At 59.3% G+C, this 20728-nt stretch carries 23 protein-coding genes; 10 read left to right on the top strand and 13 right to left on the bottom strand.

Annotation, left to right across the window (positions count from 1 at the left end; genetic code table 11):
- The first annotated feature begins 38 nt into the window (after positions 1-38).
- On the top strand, positions 39-320 hold the full coding sequence (locus tag BUB72_RS09495) for a hypothetical protein (protein WP_073143245.1): 282 nt from the start codon (positions 39-41) through the stop codon (positions 318-320).
- Positions 321-387: 67 nt separating this feature from the next.
- On the opposite strand, the gene BUB72_RS09490 is transcribed toward BUB72_RS09495, so the two are convergent.
- Complete coding sequence (locus BUB72_RS09490) at positions 388-840, bottom strand: hypothetical protein (protein WP_073143242.1); 453 nt, start codon at positions 838-840, stop codon at positions 388-390.
- 261 nt (positions 841-1101) lie between these two features.
- Here BUB72_RS09490 and BUB72_RS09485 point away from each other — a divergent pair, with 261 nt between their 5' ends.
- Together BUB72_RS09485 and BUB72_RS09480 are read left to right on the top strand one after the other, a co-directional pair.
- On the top strand, positions 1102-1686 hold the full coding sequence (locus BUB72_RS09485; RefSeq protein ID WP_073143240.1) for a thymidine kinase: 585 nt from the start codon (positions 1102-1104) through the stop codon (positions 1684-1686).
- A complete protein-coding gene (locus tag BUB72_RS09480) occupies positions 1683-2039 on the top strand; it encodes a hypothetical protein (RefSeq protein ID WP_073143238.1) in 357 nt (118 codons plus the stop codon). Before BUB72_RS09485 ends, BUB72_RS09480 begins: the two co-directional genes overlap by 4 nt.
- Here BUB72_RS09480 and BUB72_RS09475 read toward each other — a convergent pair.
- The 8 genes from BUB72_RS09475 to BUB72_RS09440 form a co-directional block, all read right to left on the bottom strand.
- Positions 2036-2980, bottom strand: a complete 945-nt coding sequence (locus BUB72_RS09475; RefSeq protein WP_073143236.1) for a 2-hydroxyacid dehydrogenase — start codon at positions 2978-2980, stop codon at positions 2036-2038. The genes BUB72_RS09480 and BUB72_RS09475 overlap by 4 nt on opposite strands.
- The gene (locus BUB72_RS09470) at positions 2981-3319 is read right to left on the bottom strand and encodes a tRNA-binding protein (protein WP_073143234.1); all 339 of its coding nucleotides are present in this window, start codon (positions 3317-3319) and stop codon (positions 2981-2983) included. It lies immediately after the preceding gene.
- A gap of 3 nt (positions 3320-3322) precedes the next feature.
- Positions 3323-4135 carry a pyrroline-5-carboxylate reductase gene (gene proC / locus BUB72_RS09465; RefSeq protein WP_073143232.1) on the bottom strand — a complete coding sequence of 271 codons (813 nt, stop codon included), beginning with the start codon at positions 4133-4135 and terminating at the stop codon, positions 3323-3325.
- 30 nt (positions 4136-4165) lie between these two features.
- Positions 4166-4669, bottom strand: coding sequence for a type III secretion system chaperone family protein (locus BUB72_RS09460; RefSeq protein WP_073143229.1), 504 nt, complete (start codon positions 4667-4669; stop codon positions 4166-4168).
- A 181-nt stretch (positions 4670-4850) separates the two neighbouring features.
- Positions 4851-5891 (bottom strand): HesA/MoeB/ThiF family protein, encoded by a 1041-nt coding sequence (locus BUB72_RS09455; protein ID WP_073143733.1) that lies wholly within the window; start codon positions 5889-5891, stop codon positions 4851-4853.
- A gap of 1 nt (position 5892) precedes the next feature.
- Entirely contained in the window at positions 5893-6360 is a 468-nt protein-coding gene (gene dut, locus BUB72_RS09450) for a dUTP diphosphatase (protein WP_073143227.1), read from the bottom strand.
- Positions 6357-7553, bottom strand: a complete 1197-nt coding sequence (gene coaBC / locus BUB72_RS09445) for a bifunctional phosphopantothenoylcysteine decarboxylase/phosphopantothenate--cysteine ligase CoaBC (RefSeq protein ID WP_073143225.1) — start codon at positions 7551-7553, stop codon at positions 6357-6359. The genes dut and coaBC overlap by 4 nt, the downstream gene beginning before the upstream one ends.
- A 99-nt stretch (positions 7554-7652) precedes the next feature.
- On the bottom strand, positions 7653-8537 hold the full coding sequence (locus tag BUB72_RS09440) for an RNA polymerase factor sigma-32 (protein WP_073143223.1): 885 nt from the start codon (positions 8535-8537) through the stop codon (positions 7653-7655).
- Between the two features lie 106 nt (positions 8538-8643).
- Between BUB72_RS09440 and cobU the strand changes: the two genes are divergently transcribed.
- The 4 genes from cobU to BUB72_RS09420 all read left to right on the top strand — a co-directional run bounded on the left by cobU (position 8644) and on the right by BUB72_RS09420 (position 12078).
- Positions 8644-9192 carry a bifunctional adenosylcobinamide kinase/adenosylcobinamide-phosphate guanylyltransferase gene (gene cobU / locus BUB72_RS09435; protein WP_073143220.1) on the top strand — a complete coding sequence of 183 codons (549 nt, stop codon included), beginning with the start codon at positions 8644-8646 and terminating at the stop codon, positions 9190-9192.
- On the top strand, positions 9189-9770 hold the full coding sequence (locus BUB72_RS09430; protein WP_073143218.1) for a histidine phosphatase family protein: 582 nt from the start codon (positions 9189-9191) through the stop codon (positions 9768-9770). The genes cobU and BUB72_RS09430 overlap by 4 nt, the downstream gene beginning before the upstream one ends.
- 61 nt (positions 9771-9831) lie before the next feature.
- A complete protein-coding gene (locus BUB72_RS09425; RefSeq protein ID WP_073143215.1) occupies positions 9832-10512 on the top strand; it encodes a glutathione S-transferase in 681 nt (226 codons plus the stop codon).
- Between the two features lie 63 nt (positions 10513-10575).
- Entirely contained in the window at positions 10576-12078 is a 1503-nt protein-coding gene (locus BUB72_RS09420) for a YifB family Mg chelatase-like AAA ATPase (RefSeq protein ID WP_073143212.1), read from the top strand.
- Here the strand turns inward: BUB72_RS09420 and gshB are convergent, their stop codons facing one another.
- From gshB to rsmI, 3 genes are all read right to left on the bottom strand, one after another.
- Positions 12079-13020 carry a glutathione synthase gene (gene gshB / locus BUB72_RS09415; protein WP_073143210.1) on the bottom strand — a complete coding sequence of 314 codons (942 nt, stop codon included), beginning with the start codon at positions 13018-13020 and terminating at the stop codon, positions 12079-12081.
- Between the two features lie 114 nt (positions 13021-13134).
- The gene (locus BUB72_RS09410; protein ID WP_073143208.1) at positions 13135-13500 is read right to left on the bottom strand and encodes a YraN family protein; all 366 of its coding nucleotides are present in this window, start codon (positions 13498-13500) and stop codon (positions 13135-13137) included.
- A gap of 2 nt (positions 13501-13502) precedes the next feature.
- Positions 13503-14369, bottom strand: a complete 867-nt coding sequence (gene rsmI, locus BUB72_RS09405; RefSeq protein WP_073143206.1) for a 16S rRNA (cytidine(1402)-2'-O)-methyltransferase — start codon at positions 14367-14369, stop codon at positions 13503-13505.
- Between the two features lie 112 nt (positions 14370-14481).
- Between rsmI and BUB72_RS09400 the strand changes: the two genes are divergently transcribed.
- The 3 genes from BUB72_RS09400 to murJ are packed head-to-tail and all read left to right on the top strand — an operon-like array spanning position 14482 to position 19977.
- Positions 14482-15660 (top strand): penicillin-binding protein activator, encoded by a 1179-nt coding sequence (locus tag BUB72_RS09400; protein ID WP_073143203.1) that lies wholly within the window; start codon positions 14482-14484, stop codon positions 15658-15660.
- Positions 15620-18439, top strand: a complete 2820-nt coding sequence (locus BUB72_RS09395) for a [protein-PII] uridylyltransferase (protein WP_083588624.1) — start codon at positions 15620-15622, stop codon at positions 18437-18439. The genes BUB72_RS09400 and BUB72_RS09395 overlap by 41 nt, the downstream gene beginning before the upstream one ends.
- Positions 18436-19977 (top strand): murein biosynthesis integral membrane protein MurJ, encoded by a 1542-nt coding sequence (gene murJ / locus BUB72_RS09390; RefSeq protein ID WP_073143201.1) that lies wholly within the window; start codon positions 18436-18438, stop codon positions 19975-19977. Before BUB72_RS09395 ends, murJ begins: the two co-directional genes overlap by 4 nt.
- Here murJ and BUB72_RS09385 read toward each other — a convergent pair.
- Entirely contained in the window at positions 19974-20663 is a 690-nt protein-coding gene (locus tag BUB72_RS09385; RefSeq protein WP_073143199.1) for a rhomboid family intramembrane serine protease, read from the bottom strand. The two genes, murJ and BUB72_RS09385, sit on opposite strands and share 4 nt — an antisense overlap.
- Positions 20664-20728 lie beyond the last annotated feature (65 nt).

Genomic DNA, 20728 nt, shown 5'->3' with positions numbered 1-20728 from the left:
GCTAAACTCCGCCTCGTCAGTCACCACAGGAGTCCCACATGCGTCATATCACCCTCGCCGCCACGGCCCTCGCCCTCGCCGCCTGCTCCCCGTTCCCCGAGACCACCCTGCCATTTTTCGGGGACGGTTACCGCGCCAAGGGGGACCTGTGCCGCCGGATTGGGGAGGACGATTTCACCAACCAGTTCCTCGACGATGCCGCCGATCTGGTGGGCTGTCCGGCAGACATGGAAAATCTCGGCGTGTTCGTGACGGAAACCGGCGCCAAAGAGGTAGCCCTGATTGACGGCTACCGGCTCTATTCGGTGCCGAGACGCTAAAGCCGCGGCCCGAAAACCTGCCATACACATTGCCGACGCTTTGCCGACAGGTTGCAGACGCCGGTTTTCAGGCGGTTTCGTCTTCCAGATGCAGTTTCATTTCGACCAGAACTTTTTGCAGCTCCAAGGTCTCCGACAGCATACGCTTGGCCTCGGTCACCGTAATCACCCCGTCCGCGATGGACTGGTTGTATTCCGACATCAACAGCGCAAACCGCTGCGCCAGCGCCACTACGTTGGAGTTCACCGAGGTCGCATTGCCCTTGCGGCCCGTGGCGACTTCCAGCGTGTTGCCGTTGATTTCGGCCAAGGCCTGCGTGACATGCGGGAAGCTGGCCGCAGCCTCAAGCGAGGCCACAGCGTCCAACGGCATATAGCGATCCGCGTGTTCGTCGGCCTCGGAATAGTACCGCCCCAGAGTCGCTTTGGAGCGGCCCGTCAACTTGCACGCGGCCTCGACGCCCACGTCTTTCACCAAAGCTTCAGTGTGTTTCTTCAGATACCGGTTCATCTTCGTCATAATCGTGTCTTCCCTTAGCCAAATGGCTTTGTCGGGGAATAGCCCAAAGCCTTTCCCCTGCGCAATTGTTTTCCCCCGCGGTAACTCTGAGATGTCCCTAGGGTATGGGGACACACGGGGGGTGTGTTGTGCTGAACACGACCTCTTAGGTGAGGGGCGTCGATGTATGCGCTGCCGGGTAATCAGCGCGTGCTTTGAATGCTTTCCCTAGCACGCCCCTCACCGCCTTGATCCTTACATACGGTTTTGTTACGGGACGTTATGGCAAAGCTCTATTTCCACTATTCCACAATGAACGCAGGTAAGTCGACGCTTCTGTTGCAAGCGGCGCATAACTATCAGGAAATGGGGATGCAGACCTATCTGCTGACCGCCGATTTCGACCACCGCGCAGGCACCGGAAAAATCGGCTCGCGGATCGGTTTGGCGCGCGAGGCGGACATCTACGGCAAACAGGACGACCTGTTCGCGATGATCTCGGACCGATTGGACCAAGGCAAGGTCGCTTGCGTCATGGTCGACGAAGCCCAGTGGTTGTCGAAAGAGCAGGTCTGGCAGCTGGCGCGCGCGGTCGACGACCTAAAGGTGCCGGTCATGTGCTACGGGTTGCGCGTCGACTTCCGTGGCGAGTTGTTTCCCGGCTCCGCCACATTGCTGGCCTTGGCGGACGAGATGCGGGAAGTCCGCACCATCTGCCATTGCGGCAAGAAGGCCACCATGGTGATCCGCAGGGGCCCTGACGGGAAAGCCTTGGTGGACGGTGATCAGGTGCAGGTTGGTGGCAACGAGACCTACGTGTCTCTGTGCCGCAAGCACTTCCGAGAGGCCATCGGGGAGCGCACGTGAAGCGGCTTGCGCTCTGGGTCATGCTGCTGGGCATAGGTGGTTTCGCGGGCTATATGACACGCGGCTTTCAAGAGATATTTGGGGATCTTAACACCGCTGGCGTGATCGAATGGCAGGACTCGCGCATGGACTTCGTCCAAGACGTAGCCGCATCAGCCTGCGCGACCACGTCGGATTTGCGCGAAGCGGCGAGCGCGCGTGGGTGGGAGGTCGGACCGCTTTTTGACCCAGGCATGGATCCCTTTGATCGGGCTGCCGAGGTGTTGTGGGTGGATGTGACGCCGGGATTGCCTTTCTCCAAATGGGACCGCGACCCGTTCGGATTTGACGCCGATGGCTGTCTGCTGAACTAAACAGGGTTCGGCAAATCCTTGCCCGCCGCGAAGGCCAGCAGATTATCCAGCGCCATCATCCCCATGCCGGTACGCACCTCCAGCGTGTTGGTGCCGAGATGGGGTAGTAGGACGACGTTTTCCATAGCGAGCAACTCGTCAGGCACTATGGGTTCGTTCTCATAGACGTCCAGACCCGCACCACCGAGAGCACCGGATTGCAGCGCCGTAATCAGCGCCGCCTCGTCCACCACATCGCCACGGGATATGTTGACGAAAATCGCGTGGGGCTGCATTGCCTCGAAAACGGATTTGCCGATCAAGTGCCGCGTCGCGGGTCCGCCCGGTGTGGCGGCAACTACCACGTCAGCAACCTGCGCGACAGCCTCCATGCTGTCCAACTGCTCCGCCCCGTCCACATCCTTGCGCGACCGGTTAGCGTAGACAATCTTGCAGCCGAACCCGTTGCGGCATCGGCTCGCAATCGCTTGGCCGATCCGCCCCATTCCGATAATTCCGACTGTCTTGCCCGTCAGGTGTAGCCCCAGCATTTGCGTGGGCTGCCAGCCTGTCCATTTGCCGGAGCGCACCATCCGCTCCCCCTCACCCGCGCGCCGTGCGGTCATCAGCATCAACGTCATGGCGATGTCGGCGGTGGCATCCGTCACAGCACCCGGCGTGTTGGTGACTTCAATGCCCTGCGCCTTTGCGGCGTCCACGTCGATATGATTGAAACCGACACCAAAATTGGCCAGCAGCTTGGTGCGGGGCGTCGCGGCAGAGATCGCAGAAGCCGTGAACTGGTCGCCCAATGTGGGCAGGATCAGGTCGTAGGTCTCTAACGCCTCGGTCACCTCTGCTTCGGTCATCGGGTCCGAGGTCTCGCGCAAAGTCACGTCGAACTCGGCACGAGCCTTGTCCATGACGGCATCCGGCAGCAAACGGGAAATCAGGAGTTTCATCTAATACAGCCTTCCGCCAATCGGCACGTCTTTGTCAGGGGCCAATAGAACGACTTCGTCGTCCTTGTCCGGCACGCCAAGAACCAGTATTTCGGACATGAACTTGCCGATCTGGCGCGGTGGGAAGTTGACGACCGCCATCACCTTTTTTCCGGGCAATTCCTCGACCGTGTAGTGTTTGGTGATCTGTGCGGAGCTTTTCCGCTCCCCGAGTTCAGGCCCGAAATCCACCCAGAGTTTGAACGCGGGCTTGCGGGCTTCGGGATAGGGTTCGGCCTTGGTGATGACACCCACGCGGATGTCGACCTTCATGAAGTCGTCGAATGAAATCTCTGCCACCGCTTACTTCCCCAACTCGCGCCCGCGCTCGGTCGCGGCCTTCACGGCATCGCCCAACAGTTTGGGGAAGCCCTTTTCCCTGTCCATCAACACGTTCAAAGCCGCCGCTGTGGTGCCATTGGGGCTGGTGACGTTGACCCGTAACTGTGCGGGGCTTTCCTCGGCGGCTTCCGCCAATGCGCCTGCACCGGCCACTGTCGCCTTTGCCAGTTGCATCGCCAGTTCAGGTGCCAACCCCTGCGCCTCGCCTGCTGCGGCCATGGTTTCAATCAAGTGAAACACATAAGCGGGGCCGGAGCCGGAGACGCCGGTCACCGCATCAATCTGCCCCTCATTTTCCAACCGCACGACCTGACCCACGGCCTTCAACAACCCTTCAGCTAAATCCAGATCTGCCGCAGTTGCGTGAGTGTTGCCAATGATCGCGGTGATACCCCGACCGACCGCGGCAGGCGTGTTCGGCATGGAGCGCACGATGGGTGTCTGCCCCCCGAGCGCTTCTTCGAAATGCGCAATCGACGTGCCGGCGGCAATAGACAGAAACAGTGTGGTTCCGTTGCCCAGAGCCGCCATGCTTGGCAGTGCGTCGCCCATCATTTGCGGCTTTACCGCCAACAGGGCGATGGCTGGATCGTCTGGCAAATCTTCGTTGATATGGACGCCCTGCGCCTTCACCCAATCCGACGGGTTCGGGTCCAGCACATAGACGGCACCTGCGTCGATGCCACCTTTCAGCCAACCTTCGAGCAGGGCCGAGCCCATCTTTCCGCAGCCCAGCAATACCAGCCCGCGCGTGTTGATCTTGGTAAAATCCATGAAGCCCCCGTCTGTCGTCAGGGGCAAATGTTAGGCGCGCCCGTAGGCTTCCGCAATGGCAACATTCATCGCATCTTGCGGGGTCCGGTCGCCCCAGCACACCAGTTGGAACGCAGGGTAGAACCGCTCCGACGCCATCACGGCCGCCGACAGCATCTTGTCAACTTGGTCCGCGCCCGCGTCACGCCCGCCTGACAGGATCAATCCGTAGCGGTAAACCATCAGCCGTTGCGCTTGCCAATATGTGAACGCACCGGTCCAACACGTATCGTTCGCACGGTTCAGCACATCGTAAAGGGCGGGCAGCTTGTCTTCTGGTGGCTCCATCTCGAAGGTTGAAACAAGCCGCAAGGTCTCGTCATGGTGAGACCATGCCAGTGTTATCGAGTAAGTGCGCCATTGCCCCTCGATCGCCATTGCGATTTGATCTTCCGCGATGCGGTCAAATTCCCATTCATGATGGGCTGCAAGGGTTTCCACCAAATCAATCGGGTGCAAATCCTCGGTTTCGAGGTAGTGATCTAAGCTGGACATGCTCGGTCCCCTATCCAGATCGCGCATTGGGTGTTACCTGTGCCCCAATAGGCTGCGTTCCATACTACAGGTCGCTTGTTATCCACGACCCTTGCCTAGATGTTGTGATGTATCAGACTCTCTGTAAAGACTTTATTTAGTCTTACCCACAACAGATTGTGGGTCCTGTGGGTCAATGCCACTATTTAGGAGGTTGTCCACAGACCGAACAAGCGGGGTCGGATTTGAGGGTGATCAGCCGTGTTTCGGAGTAGAGCGCATCATAGATCAGCATCTTGCCGATCAGTGTCGCACCCGCACCCGTCACGTGCTTTATCGCCTCGACAGCCATCATCGAGCCAACGACCCCCGGCAACGCGCCAACGACCCCCGCTTCAGAGCAGGACGGGGCCAATCCGGCGGCCGCTTCATTGGGGAAAACACACGCATAGCACGGGCCATTACTTGCCGGATGAAACAGGCTAAGCTGCCCCTCCCATTGCGTAATTGCGCCGGAAATCAAGGGCTTGCCCAGCTCCACCGCAACGCGGTTCACCAGATAGCGCGTTGCGGCATTGTCTGACCCGTCCAAAATCACATCGTAGTCGGCAAACAGCTCGGCAGCCATGTCTGGCTCAAGACGACGATGATAGGGCCGGATGGTGACAAAAGGATTTTGTGCCTGCAACGCCTCTTGGGCCGAGAACACCTTGGGCATCCCGATCCGCGCATCTGTATGGATCACCTGACGTTGCAAGTTGGAGCTGTCGACAACGTCGTCATCAATCACGCCAATGGTCCCGATACCCGCCGCCGCGAGGTACTGCAAAGCCGGAGCCCCCAAGCCACCGGCACCGACGACAAGCACCCGCGCGGTCTTCATTTTCTTCTGCCCGGGCCCGCCAATTTCACGCAAAACGATGTGGCGGGCGTAGCGGTTCAGCTCCGCCTCGGAGAACTTGTCAGGCGCAACCGGCGAGGCTTTTGTCTCGGACGCATCGCGTCTCAAACGCTGCAAGATCGCCCGATATCCCACAACAATGGCAGCCACCCCTGCCAAAATTGCCCAATTCGCAAGCGAACCGGTGGCGTCCTTGATCGGGTTACCAACCGGCAGGGTGACCTGAAAAAACAGCACAAGCGCGAAAAGAACTACCAGAGCCACGATCTGCGTTCGGCTGCTCAGGCCCAATAAACGACCCGCCAGCAAGATCACCGCCGCTATGACAAGGACCAAAAACAACTCAGCCGCGCCCTGTTGACCCGAAGCCGCCTGCGCCACGCGCGGTATCGGACAGTCCTTGAGCCAATTCGAAACGGGCCTGCACCACCGGGGCGATAACCATCTGGGCGATCCGGTCACCATGCACGATGGTGAATGGATCGGATCCAAGGTTGATCAGGATCACCCCCAAAGGCCCGCGGTAATCGCTGTCGATCGTTCCCGGTGAGTTGGGCAGGCTAACCCCGTGTTTGAGCGCCAGTCCGGAGCGTGGTCGGATTTGCATTTCGAACCCGTCGGGGATTTCAACGCGCAGTCCCGTCGGAACCAAAGCGCGTGCCATCGGCGCCAATACCAATCCGGTCGCACGATCTGCTTCACCCAAATTGGCCCGCAAGTCCGCGCCAGCTGCACCTTCGGTTGCATAAGTTGGCAGTCCCAAAGCAGGATCGGCATCCTGCGTCCATGTGAAATGAAGAACCGGTGTCACGTCAAAGCCCCAGCGATTTTTTCAGCAAGCTTGGCGGCGACCTGATCCTTCGACAGTCGCGGCCAGACCTCCGTGCCTTCGTCAGAGATAACAGACACCGCGTTTTCGCTCCCGCCCATGATCCCTGTCTCGGGGCTTACGTCATTGGCCACGATCCAGTCACATCCTTTACGTTTGCGCTTGGCGGTTGCGTTGGCATCGACATCGTCGGTTTCAGCTGCAAACCCGACCACCAGTTTGGGGCGACCCTTTTTCAGCTGGGACACGCCCGCCAGAATGTCGGGGTTCTCAGCAAACTCCAAAGCAGGCGCTTTGCCCGAACCGTCTTTCTTCATTTTGGAGCCGGAGGCATTTTCGACCCGCCAGTCGGCCACAGCAGCAGCAAACACCGCCGCGTCAGCGGGCAGAGCCGTATCCACCGCGTCTTTCATCTCGCGCGCGGTTTGAACTTTCACGACCTTCACACCCGAAGGCGGCGATACGTCAGCGGGGCCGGTAATAAACGTCACATCAGCACCAAGGGCTGCCAAGCTGCGCGCGATCGCTGTACCTTGAGCGCCCGATGAGCGGTTCGCGATGTAGCGAACCGGATCAATCGGCTCATGAGTCGGGCCAGATGTCACAAGCACATGCTTACCCTTCAAGGGTCCATCCGCCAGAGCCGCCTCTACCGCGTCGACAATGGCCAACGGCTCGGACATGCGGCCCGGGCCATGCTCGCCGCACGCCATATCGCCCACGTCAGGACCGACGGTCATGATGCCATCGCCTTGTAACGTGACCAAGTTGCGTTGCGTGGCAGGGTGTTCCCACATACGCACATTCATCGCAGGTGCAATCAAAACGCGTTTGTCAGTCGCCATGAGGAGAGTTGAGGCCAGATCATTCGCCAGTCCAGCCGTCATTTTAGCCATCAGGTCAGCAGTTGCAGGTGCAACGACAACCAAATCGGCGGCGCGGGACAGTTCGATATGGCCCATTTCGGCCTCGTCAGTCAGATCGAACAGGTCACGGTACACTTTCTGTCCCGCCAAAGCCGACGTGCTGAGCGGGGTCACAAACTCCTCTGACGCTTTGGTGAGCACAGGCGTCACGGTCGCGCCACGTTCGCGCAGTCGACGGATCAGGTCCAACGACTTGAAAGCGGCTATTCCGCCACCAACGATGAGAAGTATCCGTTTGCCTGCAAGCATGTTGCACCCCGCTTTCTTCGCCACAAGTGTTAGGACAGCGCGACGCAGGGGGCAATCAGTTGCTTAAACGGGGACCGCGTGAAATCACACTGATGCGTATCAATGCGCCAAGAAATTCCGCACTTCAGACCCTTGCGATTCCAGCGATTTACGCATTTTGGCGAAAGCTGCGGCTTCCAGTTGACGCACACGTTCCTTGGACAAGCCCAATTCGTCGCCCAAACTTTCCAGCGTTCTTGGGCGATCCAGAAGCTTCCGTTCGCGCACAATAAACTGCTCACGCTCGTTCAACGCGGTCATGGCGTCCACAAGCCATCCCCGTAAAGTGTCGTTGTCATGGGACTGTTCCACGGTTTCAGCGGCTTGCGGGCTATCATCCTCAAGCGCGTCGATCCATTCCCGCCCTTCGTCCTCGGTCGATTGCGTCGCGTTCAGTGAGAAGTCAGAGCCAGCCATCCGGCCCTCCATCATTTCCACGTCGTGCAACGGAACGCCCACCTCGGTCGAGATCATCTGCCGGAGCTGGTGCCGATCCAAAGGTTCTCCGCGCGCGGAGGCTTCGCGCTCCAGCCGAGCCTGAACGCGGCGCAGGTTGAAGAACAGTGATTTCTGGGATGAGGTAGACCCCGTCCGCACCATCGACCAGTTGCGCATGACATGGTCTTGGATGGACGCCTTGATCCACCAAACTGCGTAGGTCGAAAAGCGCACGCCGCGGTCAGGATCAAACTTGTCGGCAGCTTTCATCAGGCCGAGTCCGGCCTCTTGAATCAAATCGTTCATCGGCGCGCCGTAGCGGCGAAATTTCGAAGCCATGGAGATCGCTAGCCGCATATAAGCCGTGATCAACCTGTGCAGGGCTGCCTCGTCGCGGTCATCGCGCCACGCATACGCCAGTCGAAGCTCCGTCTCGGCGTCCAAAAGTTCCGCTTTCATTGCCGTCCGCGACAGCACGTTGTCGGATGGTCTTGCATCTAGTGCCATAAGTCTCACCCCCAATTTGTCAGTTTTGGCTTGGCTCTGGTCTGGCCTTTTGTGATGAATACGCGGCACAAGCGCATACGGATCAAAACGAGTTGGAGGAATTAAGATGGCCGGACTACCCTCTCTGACGATAATGCTTGGTGGTGCCGCGTCCGGAAAATCAGCTTTTGCGGAGCGGGCGATCGTCAAAACCTGTTCGGACAAAGCAAAAATCTACATTGCGACGGCTCAGGCCTTCGATGACGAAATGCAGGCCAAGATTTCGGATCACAGGCAAGCACGTGCCGCCGATGGGTGGACCACCGTCGAGGAACCTTTGCGTTTGACCGCAGCGCTGGAACACGCGTCAAAGGATCAGGTGATCCTACTGGATTGCGCTACACTCTGGCTGACCAACCAACTGCTGGCGGGGGCCGATTTGCACGCCGAATCTGAGAAACTGATACGGGCGCTCGCGACCTGCCCTGCGCATGTCATCGTGGTCACCAACGAGGTCGGCCAGGGCATCGTGCCGGAACACGCTATGTCACGTCAGTTTCGTGAGGCACAGGGCAAGCTTAATCAGGGTATCGCCCGTGAGGCGCAGCTTGTCGTGCAGGTCATCGCGGGCCTGCCTTTAGTGTTGAAAGGCGCACTGCCCGAGGGGGTGTCGTGAAAACCACCTGCCTTTGGTGGGTCCGCCACGGCCCGACACATGAAAAAGCCTTTACCGGATGGCGGGACGTTCCCGCCGATTTGTCCGATACGGACAAGATTGCCCGGCTGCATGCCTACCTGCCAAGTAACGCGGCCTTGGTGTCTTCCGATTTGATCCGCGCCCGCTCAACCGCCGATGTGATCGGGCTTGGCCGCACGCGCCTGCCGCATGATCCCGACTTGAGGGAGCTTGATTTCGGCGTCTGGGACGGCCTCCACTTCTCGAAGGTCGCCGATATGCATCCCGAACTGTCCCGCGCTTATTGGGAAACGCCGGGCGACGTGAAGCCACCGGAGGGCGAAAGCTGGAACGATCTGCACGCCCGCCTTACCCCCAAAGTTGATGCCCTCCACGACAGCGAGCATGATGATGTTGTGATCGTGGCTCACATGGGGGTCATCATGTCCCAGATCGAACGCGCCCTTGGGGTCACGCCCTATGCTGCGATGTCGCACCAGATTGAGCCACTCTCGGTGACCCGCATAGATATCGGCCCCAATGGCTGGCGCGCAGATGTGATCAATCATCAACCGTGATGGGCCTGCCCCACAATTCTTTATTTCCGTAGCGCGCCGACCTCAGGCTAACCTGCTGAACATGACTTATGATCTTCTTATCGGCGACCGCTCTTATTCCAGCTGGTCGCTCCGGGGTTGGCTTCTGTTCGCGAAGTTCAATGTCGACGTGACCGTCCATGACACGCGGTTCTATATTCCTCAGTTTCAGGAAGACCTGAAACCGTTCACCCCCGCCCGCACGGTGCCGGTGATGCGACTGCCTGAAGGCGGCGTTGTAATGGATAGCCTTGGGATGGCCGAAACATTGGCCGAGCGGCATCCGGATAAGGGCTACTGGCCCGAGAATACCGAAGCACGCGCCCTGGCACGTGGCATGGTCGCTGAAATGCATAGTGGCTACGGCGCCCTGCGCTCTGCCTGTCCGATGAATTTGCGGCAGAGCTTCCTTGATTTTCCTGTCTCCGAGGAGGTGGCGGCCGATCTTGCCCGCATCGAACAGCTATGGGCAGCCGCGCGCAACCTTGCGACGGATGGGCCTTGGTTGTTCGGGCAATACTCGATCGCGGATGCGTTCTTCGCCCCGGTCGCGGCGCGGATGGCGGGGTATGGGTTGCCGATCAGTGAGGCCTCGAAACCTTATGTCGTGGAAACGATTTCCGACCCGGTCTTTCTAGAGTGGCGCAGGCGCGGGCTTCAAGATGCGCCTCAGTCCAACTACGACCTGCCCTACGCGGCGGGAAAGTGGCCTGGTCCGGACTGAGTAAACCTCGCGTTAACCAAACACCCGCCACTGTGCACCCAAGGGTTTAGCACCGAGGGTTAATTGGTTACGCGCACATACACAGTCGCCTTTGAGGGCATCGAAGCCCGGCTGGTCGAGGTGCAATGCGCCGTGACCGCTGGTTTGCCGTCCTTTTCGATCGTGGGCCTCGCGGACAAAGCCGTCAGCGAGGCCCGTGACAGGGTCCGCGCAGCCCTCACCGCGATGTCGATTGCTATGCCGTCCAAGCGCGTGACGGTCAATTTGTCCCCTGCCGACATGCCAAAAGAAGGGTCGCATTTCGACCTGCCAATTGCGCTTGCCCTGCTGGCCGCGCTGGACATCCTTCCCGCTGAAGACGTGCAAAACACCGTCGCCTTGGGCGAGTTGTCGCTGGATGGGTCTTTGGTCCCCGTCATCGGAACCCTGCCTGCAGCCCTCACAGCGGCGGAACAGGAGTGCAGCTTGCTCTGCCCCGAGCAATGCGGAGCGGAGGCTGCATGGGTTGATGCGGCGCGCGTGTTCGGCGCTGCGTCACTGTTGGAGGTGGTACAGCACTATACCGGCCAGAAGCCCCTTGCCGTCGCAACGCCCGGCGAGGTCACCCGCCCCAAACATAGCAAAGACCTGCGGGACGTGAAGGGGCAGGAACGCGCCAAACGGGCGTTGGAAATCGCTGCTGCGGGTCGCCACCACCTTTTGCTGGTCGGTACTCCGGGGTCGGGCAAATCCATGTTGGCGGCCCGTTTGCCGGGAATACTACCGCCGCTGTCACCCGAAGAGGCGTTGGAGACCTCAATGATCCACTCTCTCGCAGGGCTGTTGGAGGACGGTGGCATTTCGCGTGAACGCCCGTTCAGAACTCCTCATCACACAGCCTCCATGGCCGCAATCGTCGGAGGCGGGCGCGGTGCGAAACCCGGGGAAATCTCGTTGGCGCATAATGGTGTGTTGTTCATGGACGAATTTCCCGAATACCCCCGTGCAGTGCTGGAAACCCTGCGCCAACCCATCGAGACCGGAGACGTGGTCGTCGCCCGGGCAAATGCCCATGTGCGTTACCCCTGCAAATTCATGCTGGTCGCCGCTGCGAACCCGTGCAAATGCGGCTACATGACCGACGCGGCACAGGCCTGCTCCCGCGCGCCGCTATGTGGGGAGGATTATCTGGGCCGCATATCGGGGCCGTTGATGGACCGGTTTGACTTGCGACTGGACGTCCCGCCAGTGGCCTTCACGGATTTGGACCTGCCTGCATCTGGGGATACCTCAGCGCAGGTCGCCGCGCGTGTCGAAGCCGCGCGAGAGGTGCAGCGCACTCGCTTTGACGCTTATCCGGGTGTCAGAGTGAACGCCGACGCAGAAGGCGAATTGTTAAAGGAAATCGCGACACCCGACGCAGAGGGGGCTGCGTTGCTAACACGGGCCGCAGAACATTACCGGCTATCGGCGCGCAGCTACCACCGCGTGCTGCGTGTGGCGCGAACTATCGCGGATTTGGAGGCAAGCGCGGAGGTTGCTTCACGCCATATCGCAGAAGCCGTCAGCTACCGCGTCGCGTCCTGATCAGGCGCGTTTCGCCTCTATGACTTCCCAAATCTTCGCTGTGATGTTCACATCGTCAAACCGTTCCAGTTCCTGAATGCCAGTGGGCGAGGTCACGTTGATCTCGGTCAGCCATCCCCCGATCACGTCGATGCCGACAAACACTTGACCGTGGTTTTTCAGATCGGCCCCGATCCGTGCGCAAATCTCGCGGTCCCGCTCGGTCAGACCAACCTTTTCCGGCCGCCCACCAACATGCATGTTTGAGCGGGTTTCCCCTTTGGCAGGCACGCGGTTGATTGCACCAACGGGCTCGCCATCAATCAGGATGATGCGCTTGTCGCCCTTGGCCACATCGGGCAGGAACTTCTGCATGATCAACGGCTCCCGGTTGATCCCCGCAAACAGTTCGTGCAGCGAGTTCAAGTTGCGATCATCAGGCGTCAGGCGGAACACGCCAGCACCGCCATTTCCATAAAGTGGCTTGAGGATAACATCCCCATGGCGCTCCTTGAATGCCTTCAAGGTCATCAAGTCACGTGCAATTGCAGTCGGTGGGGTCAGGTCAGGATAGTCCAGAACCTTCAGTTTTTCCGGCCAGTTTCGCACCCAAGTCGGATCATTCACCACCAGCGTGTCGGGATGGATACGGTCCAGAATATGCGTCGTGGTAATGTAGCCCATATCGAATGGCGGGTCTTGGCGCAGCCAGACCACGTCCCAATCCGCAAGATTGATCCGTTGCTTCTCACCAAGCTCGAAATGGTCACCTTTGACGCGGCGCACCGTCAATGGCCAGCCGACCGCATAAACCTCGCCCTCCTCATAGGACAGGGCATCAGGCGTGTAATAAAACAGCTCATGCCCGCGTGCTTGCGCTTCTTCAGCGATGCGGAAACTGGAATCCCCGTCGATGTCAATGTTATCAATCGGATCCATTTGAATGGCGACCTTCAGGCCCATGCGCTGTCCTTCCATGGTTTAGGGCCGGTAAAAGCCCGCACCCGTTAAATGCGGCAGGCGGGTCGGGCTTTCAATCCATTATCTGCGAACATCCACCGGCATTCTTGCGCACATTCAGGTTACGAGAGCATTTTCGATGATCTCGACGCGACCAGTCCCGTCGACCAACGCCACGTCAAAACGCATATCCGTATCTTGTCCTGCGGGTTCATTGGCGACGAACTCGCTCGCTGCTTGAAACAGTCGCGTCATCTGCTCGGCCAACAATCTTTCAGCAGCGCGCGAATGGGTGCGGCTTTGTTTGACCTCGATGAAAACAACCTTGTCACCCCAGCGCATTACAAGGTCGATCTCTCCACCACGCGCTCGAAACCTATGTGCGGCGAATTTGTATCCGCGCTTTAAATAATCACGTGCCACGCTCCGCTCGGCTTCGATCCCTGCGTGGTATCCCATTCGGCCACGCGCGGATCGCGACATCGCTATTTTCCTTCTTTTTCCAATCTAAGCGCGGCTTGGTAAACCTGCCGGCGCGGCTGGCCAGTGGTCGTCACGACCTGCGCCACTGCGTCTTTCAAAGACCCCGCGGCCATCGCCTCTTTCAGCAAGATGTCAGTGTCCTTTTCATCGAACGAACTGACCTCGCCACGGGCAACCAAAACAACCACTTCACCTTTTAGCGTCACGCCATCAAGTTCATCCACCAATGCTGCCAAGGTGCCACGCCGGACTTCTTCGAACTTTTTAGTCAACTCACGTGCCACAACAGCATCACGTGTCTCACCGTATACTTCGACCAGATCAGCTAACATTTTATGAACCCGCTTCGGGCTTTCGTAGAAAACAAGCGTTCCGGGCACTTCTGCCAGTGACCTTAGAAAGCTCTGCCGTTGGCCCTTTGAGGTGGGTGCAAATCCGGCAAAAAAGAAGGCGTCGGTCGCAAGGCCGCTGACTGATAGCGCCGCTAATACTGCAGATGGCCCCGGCGCGGCAGTGACCAAGTACCCTTCAGCGGTAACGGCGCGGCCCAATTGATAACCGGGATCAGCAACAAGTGGCGTGCCCGCCTCCGAGGCATAGGCAACCGACTTCCCGTCCGCCAGTGCCCTAAGCAGCTTGGGTCGTGCAGAAGCGCCATTATGGTCGTGATAGGCCACCATCGGACGTCCCTCCAAAGCGATTCCATGAATATCCATCAATCGACGCAAAGTTCGGGTGTCTTCAGCGGCCAGAACGTCCGCCGAGGCCAAAATATCAAGCGCGCGCAGCGTGATATCGCGTGCGGTGCCGATCGGAGTGGCTATGAAATACAGGCCAGACGCCAGATTTACGCGATTTGCAGCCGTCATGAGCCCTACCCTTCGTCTTCACGTTTACTTGACACTCCATACCTCGTATTCAGTTTGCCACAAGTGTGGCTGTGCCGGCGGCCATTTGGTGGGGACTTATGGAGTGATTAACATGTTCAACCTTTTGGGAAGCGCCCGCAAGGGCGCGCGCGCCGTTTTGGCGGTTGTCGCAGCAGCTGCATTGTCAGCCTGTGACGTCGACTTGAGCCAAGTTGGCGGTGGCGCAAGCGGAGCGAAATCCGACGGCAGTGCCGTCAACGTAGCACTTCTGGTGCCATACGGCTCCGCGACACCGGGCGATGACGGCCTGGCCCGCGCTTTGGAAAACGCCGCCCGTATGGCTGCTGCTGATCTGGGCGCAGGCAAGGTGAACATCACCGTCTACAAGACAGCCGGACAAGCAGGCACCGCGGCCTCCGTCGCGTCTCAGGCCGTTGCTGCGGGTGCTGACATCATCCTCGGGCCACTGCGGTCTGACGCAGCAAACGCCGCTGCGGTTGCAGTGGCTGGCTCCAAGGTCAACGTCATCTCGTTTTCCAACAACACCTCTATCGCCGGTGGCAACCTCTTCGTTTTGGGCAACACCTTCGACAGCATCGCATCCCGCCTGATGGGCTACGCCAGTTCGCAAGGGCGCAGCCGAGTGGTTGTGGTCTATCCGCGCACTCCTGTCGGTCAAATCGCGCGATCCGCCATCGTGAAAGCCACCGCTGGCACAAATGTTCAGATTGTCGGCGACGGCTCTTTCGAGTTTAGCGAGCAAGGCATCGTCTCAGCCGTTCCAACGATTGCCAATACCATCAAAGAATCCGGGGCAACGGCGATCATGCTGACATCCGACAGCACGGGTGCCTTGCCCTTGCTGGCTCAATTGCTGCCCGAGAAGGGCATCAGCCCATCGGTGACCAAATATATCGGACTGACCCGTTGGGATGTGCCGCCGCAAACGCTGTCTTTGCCCGGCGTTCAGGGCGGCTGGTTCGCCCTTCCAGATCCGGCCCCTGTCGCGCAGTTTAACAGCCGCTACCGCAGCACGTATGGCGATTCCGCGCATCCGCTGGCCGGTTTGGCTTACGATGGCATCGCGGCGGTTGGTGCCCTTGCCGCCAAAAAGCTTGCCATGACGAAGGGAAACCTGACGCAATCCTCTGGCTTCAAGGGCGTGAACGGGGTATTCCGGTTCAAGGCCGACGGCACGAACCAACGTGCGATGGCGGTTGCCCAAGTGACGAACAATCAGGTCCAGATTATTGATCCCGCACCAAAATCCTTCGGCTTCGGCGGCTTTTAAGCCCGGCCATTCCGAGAAAGCACCTAGTGCGCCGGGCGAGCTTATCTGCCCGGCGTACGAGATTCTGGACCCTGACGCCTTGCACGCACGTCTTGATGCGGCGCTGGCCGATTGCTCCGACGCCAAGGAGATGCGTGCAGCGACAGTCGAGGTGTTATCAGACGCCCAGACTGCCGGCCGCGAAACTATCGCAGAAGCCTTTCGACAAAACCCGATGGCGGCGCGCCGGCAATGTAGGTCTTACAGCCACCTCACCGACGGGCTGGTCCGCGCCACCTTCTACGTTGCCACCAAATACCTGCATCCGATCTCGAACCCTACCGAATCTGAACGATTGGCCGTGCTGGCCGTGGGCGGATATGGGCGCGGGGAAATGGCGCCGTTCTCGGATGTCGACCTGCTGTTTCTGACACCTTACAAAGTCACGCCTTGGGCCGAGAGCGTGATCGAGTCGATGCTCTATATCCTTTGGGATTTGAAGCTGAAAGTCGGCCACGCCTCTCGCACTGTCAAAGATTGCCTGCGGTTGGGCCGCGAGGATTTCACCATCCGGACCGCTTTGCTGGAACACCGGCTCGTCGACGGCTACGCACCCTTGGCGAAGGAATTAGACGCGCAACTTTGGAGCAAGCTGTTCAACAACACGGGCGCAGAGTTCGTAGAAGCCAAGTTGGAAGAACGCGAGGAACGGCTGAAAAAACATGGCGGGCAGCGGTATATTGTCGAGCCGAACGTTAAAGAAGGCAAAGGTGGCTTGCGCGATCTGCAGTCGCTTTACTGGATCGCCAAATACGTCAATCGGGTGAAAACGGTAGACGAGTTGGTGAAGCGCAAGGTTTTCACCCAAGACGAGTTGGACAACTTCCGACAGGCTGATCGCTTTCTTTGGGCCACGCGGTCTCACATGCATCTGATCGCCAATCGCGCCAACGAGCAGTTGACCTTTGATGTGCAAGTCGATGTCGCCCAACGCATGGGCTACAAAGATCAGGGCGGGCGCCGCGCTGTCGAGCATTTCATGCAAGATTACTTCCGCCACGCCACGCGGGTCGGAGAATTGACGCGCATTCTGCTGACCGATCTGGAAGCCCGCCACGTCAAACAAGAACCCGCGATCATCGGCTTCCTGCGCAATGCCCGCCGCAAGCGGTTGAAGCCGGATTACAAGCTTCGTCAAAACCGCATCACCGTCGCAAACAAGCGCAACTTCCTGAAAGACCCGCGCAACTTGCTGCGAGTATTTGAAGAGGCCCTGCGCACCGGCTACCTCATTCATCCGGACCTGATGCGCCTGATTGCAGCCAATCTGGACATGATACGCGGGCTGGAGGGCGACAAAGATGCGTCACGCATCTTCCTCGACACATTGCTCAAACACGGCAACCCGGAGCGCGCGCTCCGGCGTATGAACGAGCTTGGGGTTTTGGGCGCGTTCATTCCCGATTTTCAAACCATCGTCGCGATGATGCAGTTTAATATGTATCATTCCTACACGGTGGACGAACATACGATCCAGACGATCTCCCACCTTGCGCAAATCGAACGTGAAGAGCTGATCGAAGAACTGCCGGTCGCTTCCGGCATTCTGAAACGGGGCCTTAACCGCAAGGTTATGTACGTCGCCCTACTACTGCACGACATCGGCAAAGGACGCGAAGAAGACCATTCTGTCCTTGGCGCTAAAATGGCCCGCTACATCGCGCCACGGCTTGGCCTGAACAAGGATGAATGCGAAACGGTCGAGTGGCTGGTCCGGTATCATCTGCTCATGTCCGATCTGGCACAAAAGCGCGACATTGCCGACCCTAGAACCGTGCGCGACTTCGCCAAGGCCGTGAAAACCGTCAAACGGTTGGACCTGCTTTGCGTGTTAACCGTCTGTGACATTCGCGGTGTCGGTCCCGATGTCTGGAACAACTGGAAAGCCTCCCTGATCCGCGCGTTATACCGCCAAACCAAACGCGGCTTGGAAGACGGCATGGAAGCACTCAACCGCGAAGAGCGCGGCTCCGAGGCGAAAAAGAACCTGCGCGCGGCGCTGCCCGATTGGGACAAGAAAGACCTCACCCGCGAAATCGCGCGGCATTACCCGCCCTACTGGCAAGGTCTACATGTCACCGCACATGTGGATTTTGCCAAGCTTCTGCATGACATTCCGACAGATGAAGTCCGGATTGAACTCACGCCGGACGAGGATCGTGATGCAACGCGCGCGTGCTTTGCCATGGCCGACCATCCGGGCATTTTTGCGCGTATGTGTGGTGCTTTGGCCTTGGTTGGTGCGAACGTCGTTGATGCGCGGACCTACACCAGCAAAGACGGTTTTGCGACCGCTGCGTTCTGGATCCAGGATGGTGACGGGCACCCCTACGACATGGCGCGCTTGCCACGTATGAAGTCGATGATCCACAAAACCCTTATGGGTGAGGTCTTGGCCCGCGAAGCCCTAGCGCCCCGCGACAAGATGAAGAAACGGCACCGGCCTTTCGTGGTCCCGACATCGGTGACCTTTGATAACGAGGGCTCTGAGATTTACACGATCATTGAAGTGGACACCCGCGACCGTCCCGGCCTTCTGTATGACCTTAGCCGCACGCTGTCCGAGGCGAACATCCAGATCGCGTCCGCCGTTATCGCGACCTTCGGCGCACAGGTCGTCGACACATTCTATGTGAAGGACATGTTCGGGCTGAAGTTCCACTCCAAGTCCAAGCAAGCCGCGATTGAGCGTAAATTACGTGAAGCCATCACCCGCGGCTCCGAGCGGGCGCGCGAATGAGCCAGCCAAACCGACTGCTACGCGGCTTTGCGACCGTTGGCATGTGGACGCTGCTGTCGCGCATCCTTGGCTTTGTGCGGGACGTTCTGATCGCGGGCTTTCTGGGTGCAGGGCCGGTAGCCGAGGCGTTTCTGATCGCCTTCTCGCTTCCCAACATGTTCCGCCGCTTCTTCGCGGAAGGCGCGTTCAACATGGCCTTTGTTCCGATGTTCTCCAAAAAACTGGAGTCCGGCGACGACCCTGAAACCTTCGCCCGCGACGCCTTTACGGGTCTGGGGACGCTGCTGATTTTCTTCACCCTGATCGCCCAAGTGTTCATGCCCGCGCTGGTGCTGCTCATGGCGTCTGGCTTCGTGGCGGACGAGCGGTTCGAACTGGCCACGCTCTTTGGCCGCATTGCCTTCCCCTACATCCTGTTCATCTCGCTGGCCGCGTTGCTATCCGGCGTCCTGAACGCCACAGGCCGCTTTGTGGCAGCGGCCGCAGCGCCAGTCTTGCTTAATGTCTTGTTTATCCTGTCGCTGACGTTGGCGTGGGCGCTTGGTGCCGATATCGGCCTTGCCCTCGCATGGACCGTGCCGCTCGCAGGCATCGCGCAACTGGCGTTGGTCTGGATCGCCGCCTCCCGCGCCGGTTTCCGCCTGATCCCCCGCCGTCCGCGCCTGACACCGGAACTCAAGCGCCTCGCCATCATCGCCGCCCCCGCCGCGCTGGCGGGTGGTGTGGTGCAGGTCAACCTGCTGGTGGGCCGCAACGTGGCAAGCTGGACCGAGGGCGCAATCGCATGGGTCAACTATGCCGACCGCCTGTATCAACTGCCGCTGGGCGTCGTCGCCATTGCCATCGGCGTGGTGCTGTTGCCGGAACTGTCACGCCGCTTGCAGGCCGACGACGTGGCAGGCGGCCAAGACGCGCTCAGCCGCGCGGGCGAGGTCGCTTTGGCCCTAACCGTGCCGTGTGCCGTGGCACTCATGGTGATTCCGTCCCCAATGATTTCGGTCCTGTTCGAGCGGGGCCGCTTCACAGCCGAGGATACCGCTGCCACCGCTTTGGCCGTGGCAATCTACGGCATGGGGCTGCCCGCCTTCGTGCTGCAAAAGATCTTCCAGCCGCTATATTTCGCCCGTGAAGATACCAAGCGTCCATTCTATTTCGCCGTGGCCTCCATGGTCATCAACGTGGTTGTCGCCGTGGGCCTGTGGGCGTGGCTTGATTACCTCGCCGCCGCGCTTGCCACCTCGCTGGCGGGATGGGGCATGGCATGGCTGCTGTGGCGCTATTCCCGCGATTTTGGGCAAGCCGCAACCTTTGACGCCCGCTTCCGCACCCGCGCGCCGCGCATCATCGCAGCCTCCGTGCTGATGGGGGCATTCCTTTACGGCGGCAACCTCGTGCTACGCCCCCTCTTCGAGATGGGCGCGTGGCGCTATTTGGCGCTGGCAATCCTGCTGGTGTCGGGCGGGGTCTTCTACGCCTTCGCAGGTCGTCTTCTGGGCGCGTTCACCCCGTCCGACCTGAAGCGCAGCCTAAAACGCTAACGCTTGCGAATTTTTTCCAGCACACGCCCCCAGCCACCGGGGCTGACCACGAAGGACAGCAAGAAACCCGCGACGAAGCCCGCGACATCTGCGACCCAGTCATAGCCACCGCCGAACAGCAGGCCGAATACCAACTGGAACAGCATCAGGAACCCGATCAGCGAAAACGCCCGCATCGAGTTTGCGCCAACAGCGGCAAGATTGACCCACAGCAGAAACGTGAAGGCCCCGATCAGTCCGTAAGCACCGGGATACGCGCCAAACAACGGCTGCGGCGTGTTGGTCACCAACGCATAAACCAGCGCCGCAACGATCGAGCTGACCATGAAGACCGCAATGAACGACACGGCCGAGAACACTTCGCCCACCGCTTTGCCAATCGCCAGCACGATGACGACCGCGAAGGCTGCATGGGTGAAATTTCCGTGGATAAACGGGTAAGTCACAAACCGCTGCATGTGTTCCAGCGGGAAGTAAGTCTTCTCCAGCATCTGATCCCAGATCAGGCCGGAGAAGGCGTAATCCTCTAGCGCCGCCAGCCGCCATCCGACGGCCTGCGACCCGCCAACAAGGCCACTCGCGCCCGCTTGGAAGATTATCTCGATCCCTGCCAAAATGACCGCCAAGGCGATCACCACTGGTGGCAAGGCATTAAACGGGGAAGCGTCTGCGTTTTCGTTATACATGGGACCTGCTCTGGTTGACCTCTTGTTGGCCCATGGGTAAGCGACAAGGACCCATAAATCCAGAC

Source organism: Litoreibacter ascidiaceicola, assembly GCF_900129235.1.
GTDB classification, from domain to species: domain Bacteria; phylum Pseudomonadota; class Alphaproteobacteria; order Rhodobacterales; family Rhodobacteraceae; genus Litoreibacter; species Litoreibacter ascidiaceicola.
Note: the sequence above shows the minus strand (reverse complement) of the source record. Positions and strands in the feature narration are given on the sequence as shown.

What these genes read in the sequence shown, in the direction of transcription:
- BUB72_RS09495 (WP_073143245.1), top strand. Translation starts at nt 39, where the DNA reads ATGCGTCATATCACCCTCGCCGCCACGGCCCTCGCCCTCGCCGCCTGC.
- cobU (WP_073143220.1), top strand. Translation starts at nt 8,644, where the DNA reads ATGGCCGGACTACCCTCTCTGACGATAATGCTTGGTGGTGCCGCGTCC.
- BUB72_RS09440 (WP_073143223.1), bottom strand. Translation starts at nt 8,537, where the DNA reads ATGGCACTAGATGCAAGACCATCCGACAACGTGCTGTCGCGGACGGCA.
- BUB72_RS09410 (WP_073143208.1), bottom strand. Translation starts at nt 13,500, where the DNA reads ATGTCGCGATCCGCGCGTGGCCGAATGGGATACCACGCAGGGATCGAA.
- BUB72_RS09485 (WP_073143240.1), top strand. Translation starts at nt 1,102, where the DNA reads ATGGCAAAGCTCTATTTCCACTATTCCACAATGAACGCAGGTAAGTCG.
- coaBC (WP_073143225.1), bottom strand. Translation starts at nt 7,553, where the DNA reads ATGCTTGCAGGCAAACGGATACTTCTCATCGTTGGTGGCGGAATAGCC.
- BUB72_RS09490 (WP_073143242.1), bottom strand. Translation starts at nt 840, where the DNA reads ATGACGAAGATGAACCGGTATCTGAAGAAACACACTGAAGCTTTGGTG.
- BUB72_RS09475 (WP_073143236.1), bottom strand. Translation starts at nt 2,980, where the DNA reads ATGAAACTCCTGATTTCCCGTTTGCTGCCGGATGCCGTCATGGACAAG.
- rsmI (WP_073143206.1), bottom strand. Translation starts at nt 14,369, where the DNA reads ATGACGGCTGCAAATCGCGTAAATCTGGCGTCTGGCCTGTATTTCATA.
- murJ (WP_073143201.1), top strand. Translation starts at nt 18,436, where the DNA reads ATGAGCCAGCCAAACCGACTGCTACGCGGCTTTGCGACCGTTGGCATG.
- BUB72_RS09400 (WP_073143203.1), top strand. Translation starts at nt 14,482, where the DNA reads ATGTTCAACCTTTTGGGAAGCGCCCGCAAGGGCGCGCGCGCCGTTTTG.
- gshB (WP_073143210.1), bottom strand. Translation starts at nt 13,020, where the DNA reads ATGGGCCTGAAGGTCGCCATTCAAATGGATCCGATTGATAACATTGAC.
- proC (WP_073143232.1), bottom strand. Translation starts at nt 4,135, where the DNA reads ATGGATTTTACCAAGATCAACACGCGCGGGCTGGTATTGCTGGGCTGC.
- BUB72_RS09425 (WP_073143215.1), top strand. Translation starts at nt 9,832, where the DNA reads ATGACTTATGATCTTCTTATCGGCGACCGCTCTTATTCCAGCTGGTCG.
- BUB72_RS09385 (WP_073143199.1), bottom strand. Translation starts at nt 20,663, where the DNA reads ATGTATAACGAAAACGCAGACGCTTCCCCGTTTAATGCCTTGCCACCA.
- BUB72_RS09460 (WP_073143229.1), bottom strand. Translation starts at nt 4,669, where the DNA reads ATGTCCAGCTTAGATCACTACCTCGAAACCGAGGATTTGCACCCGATT.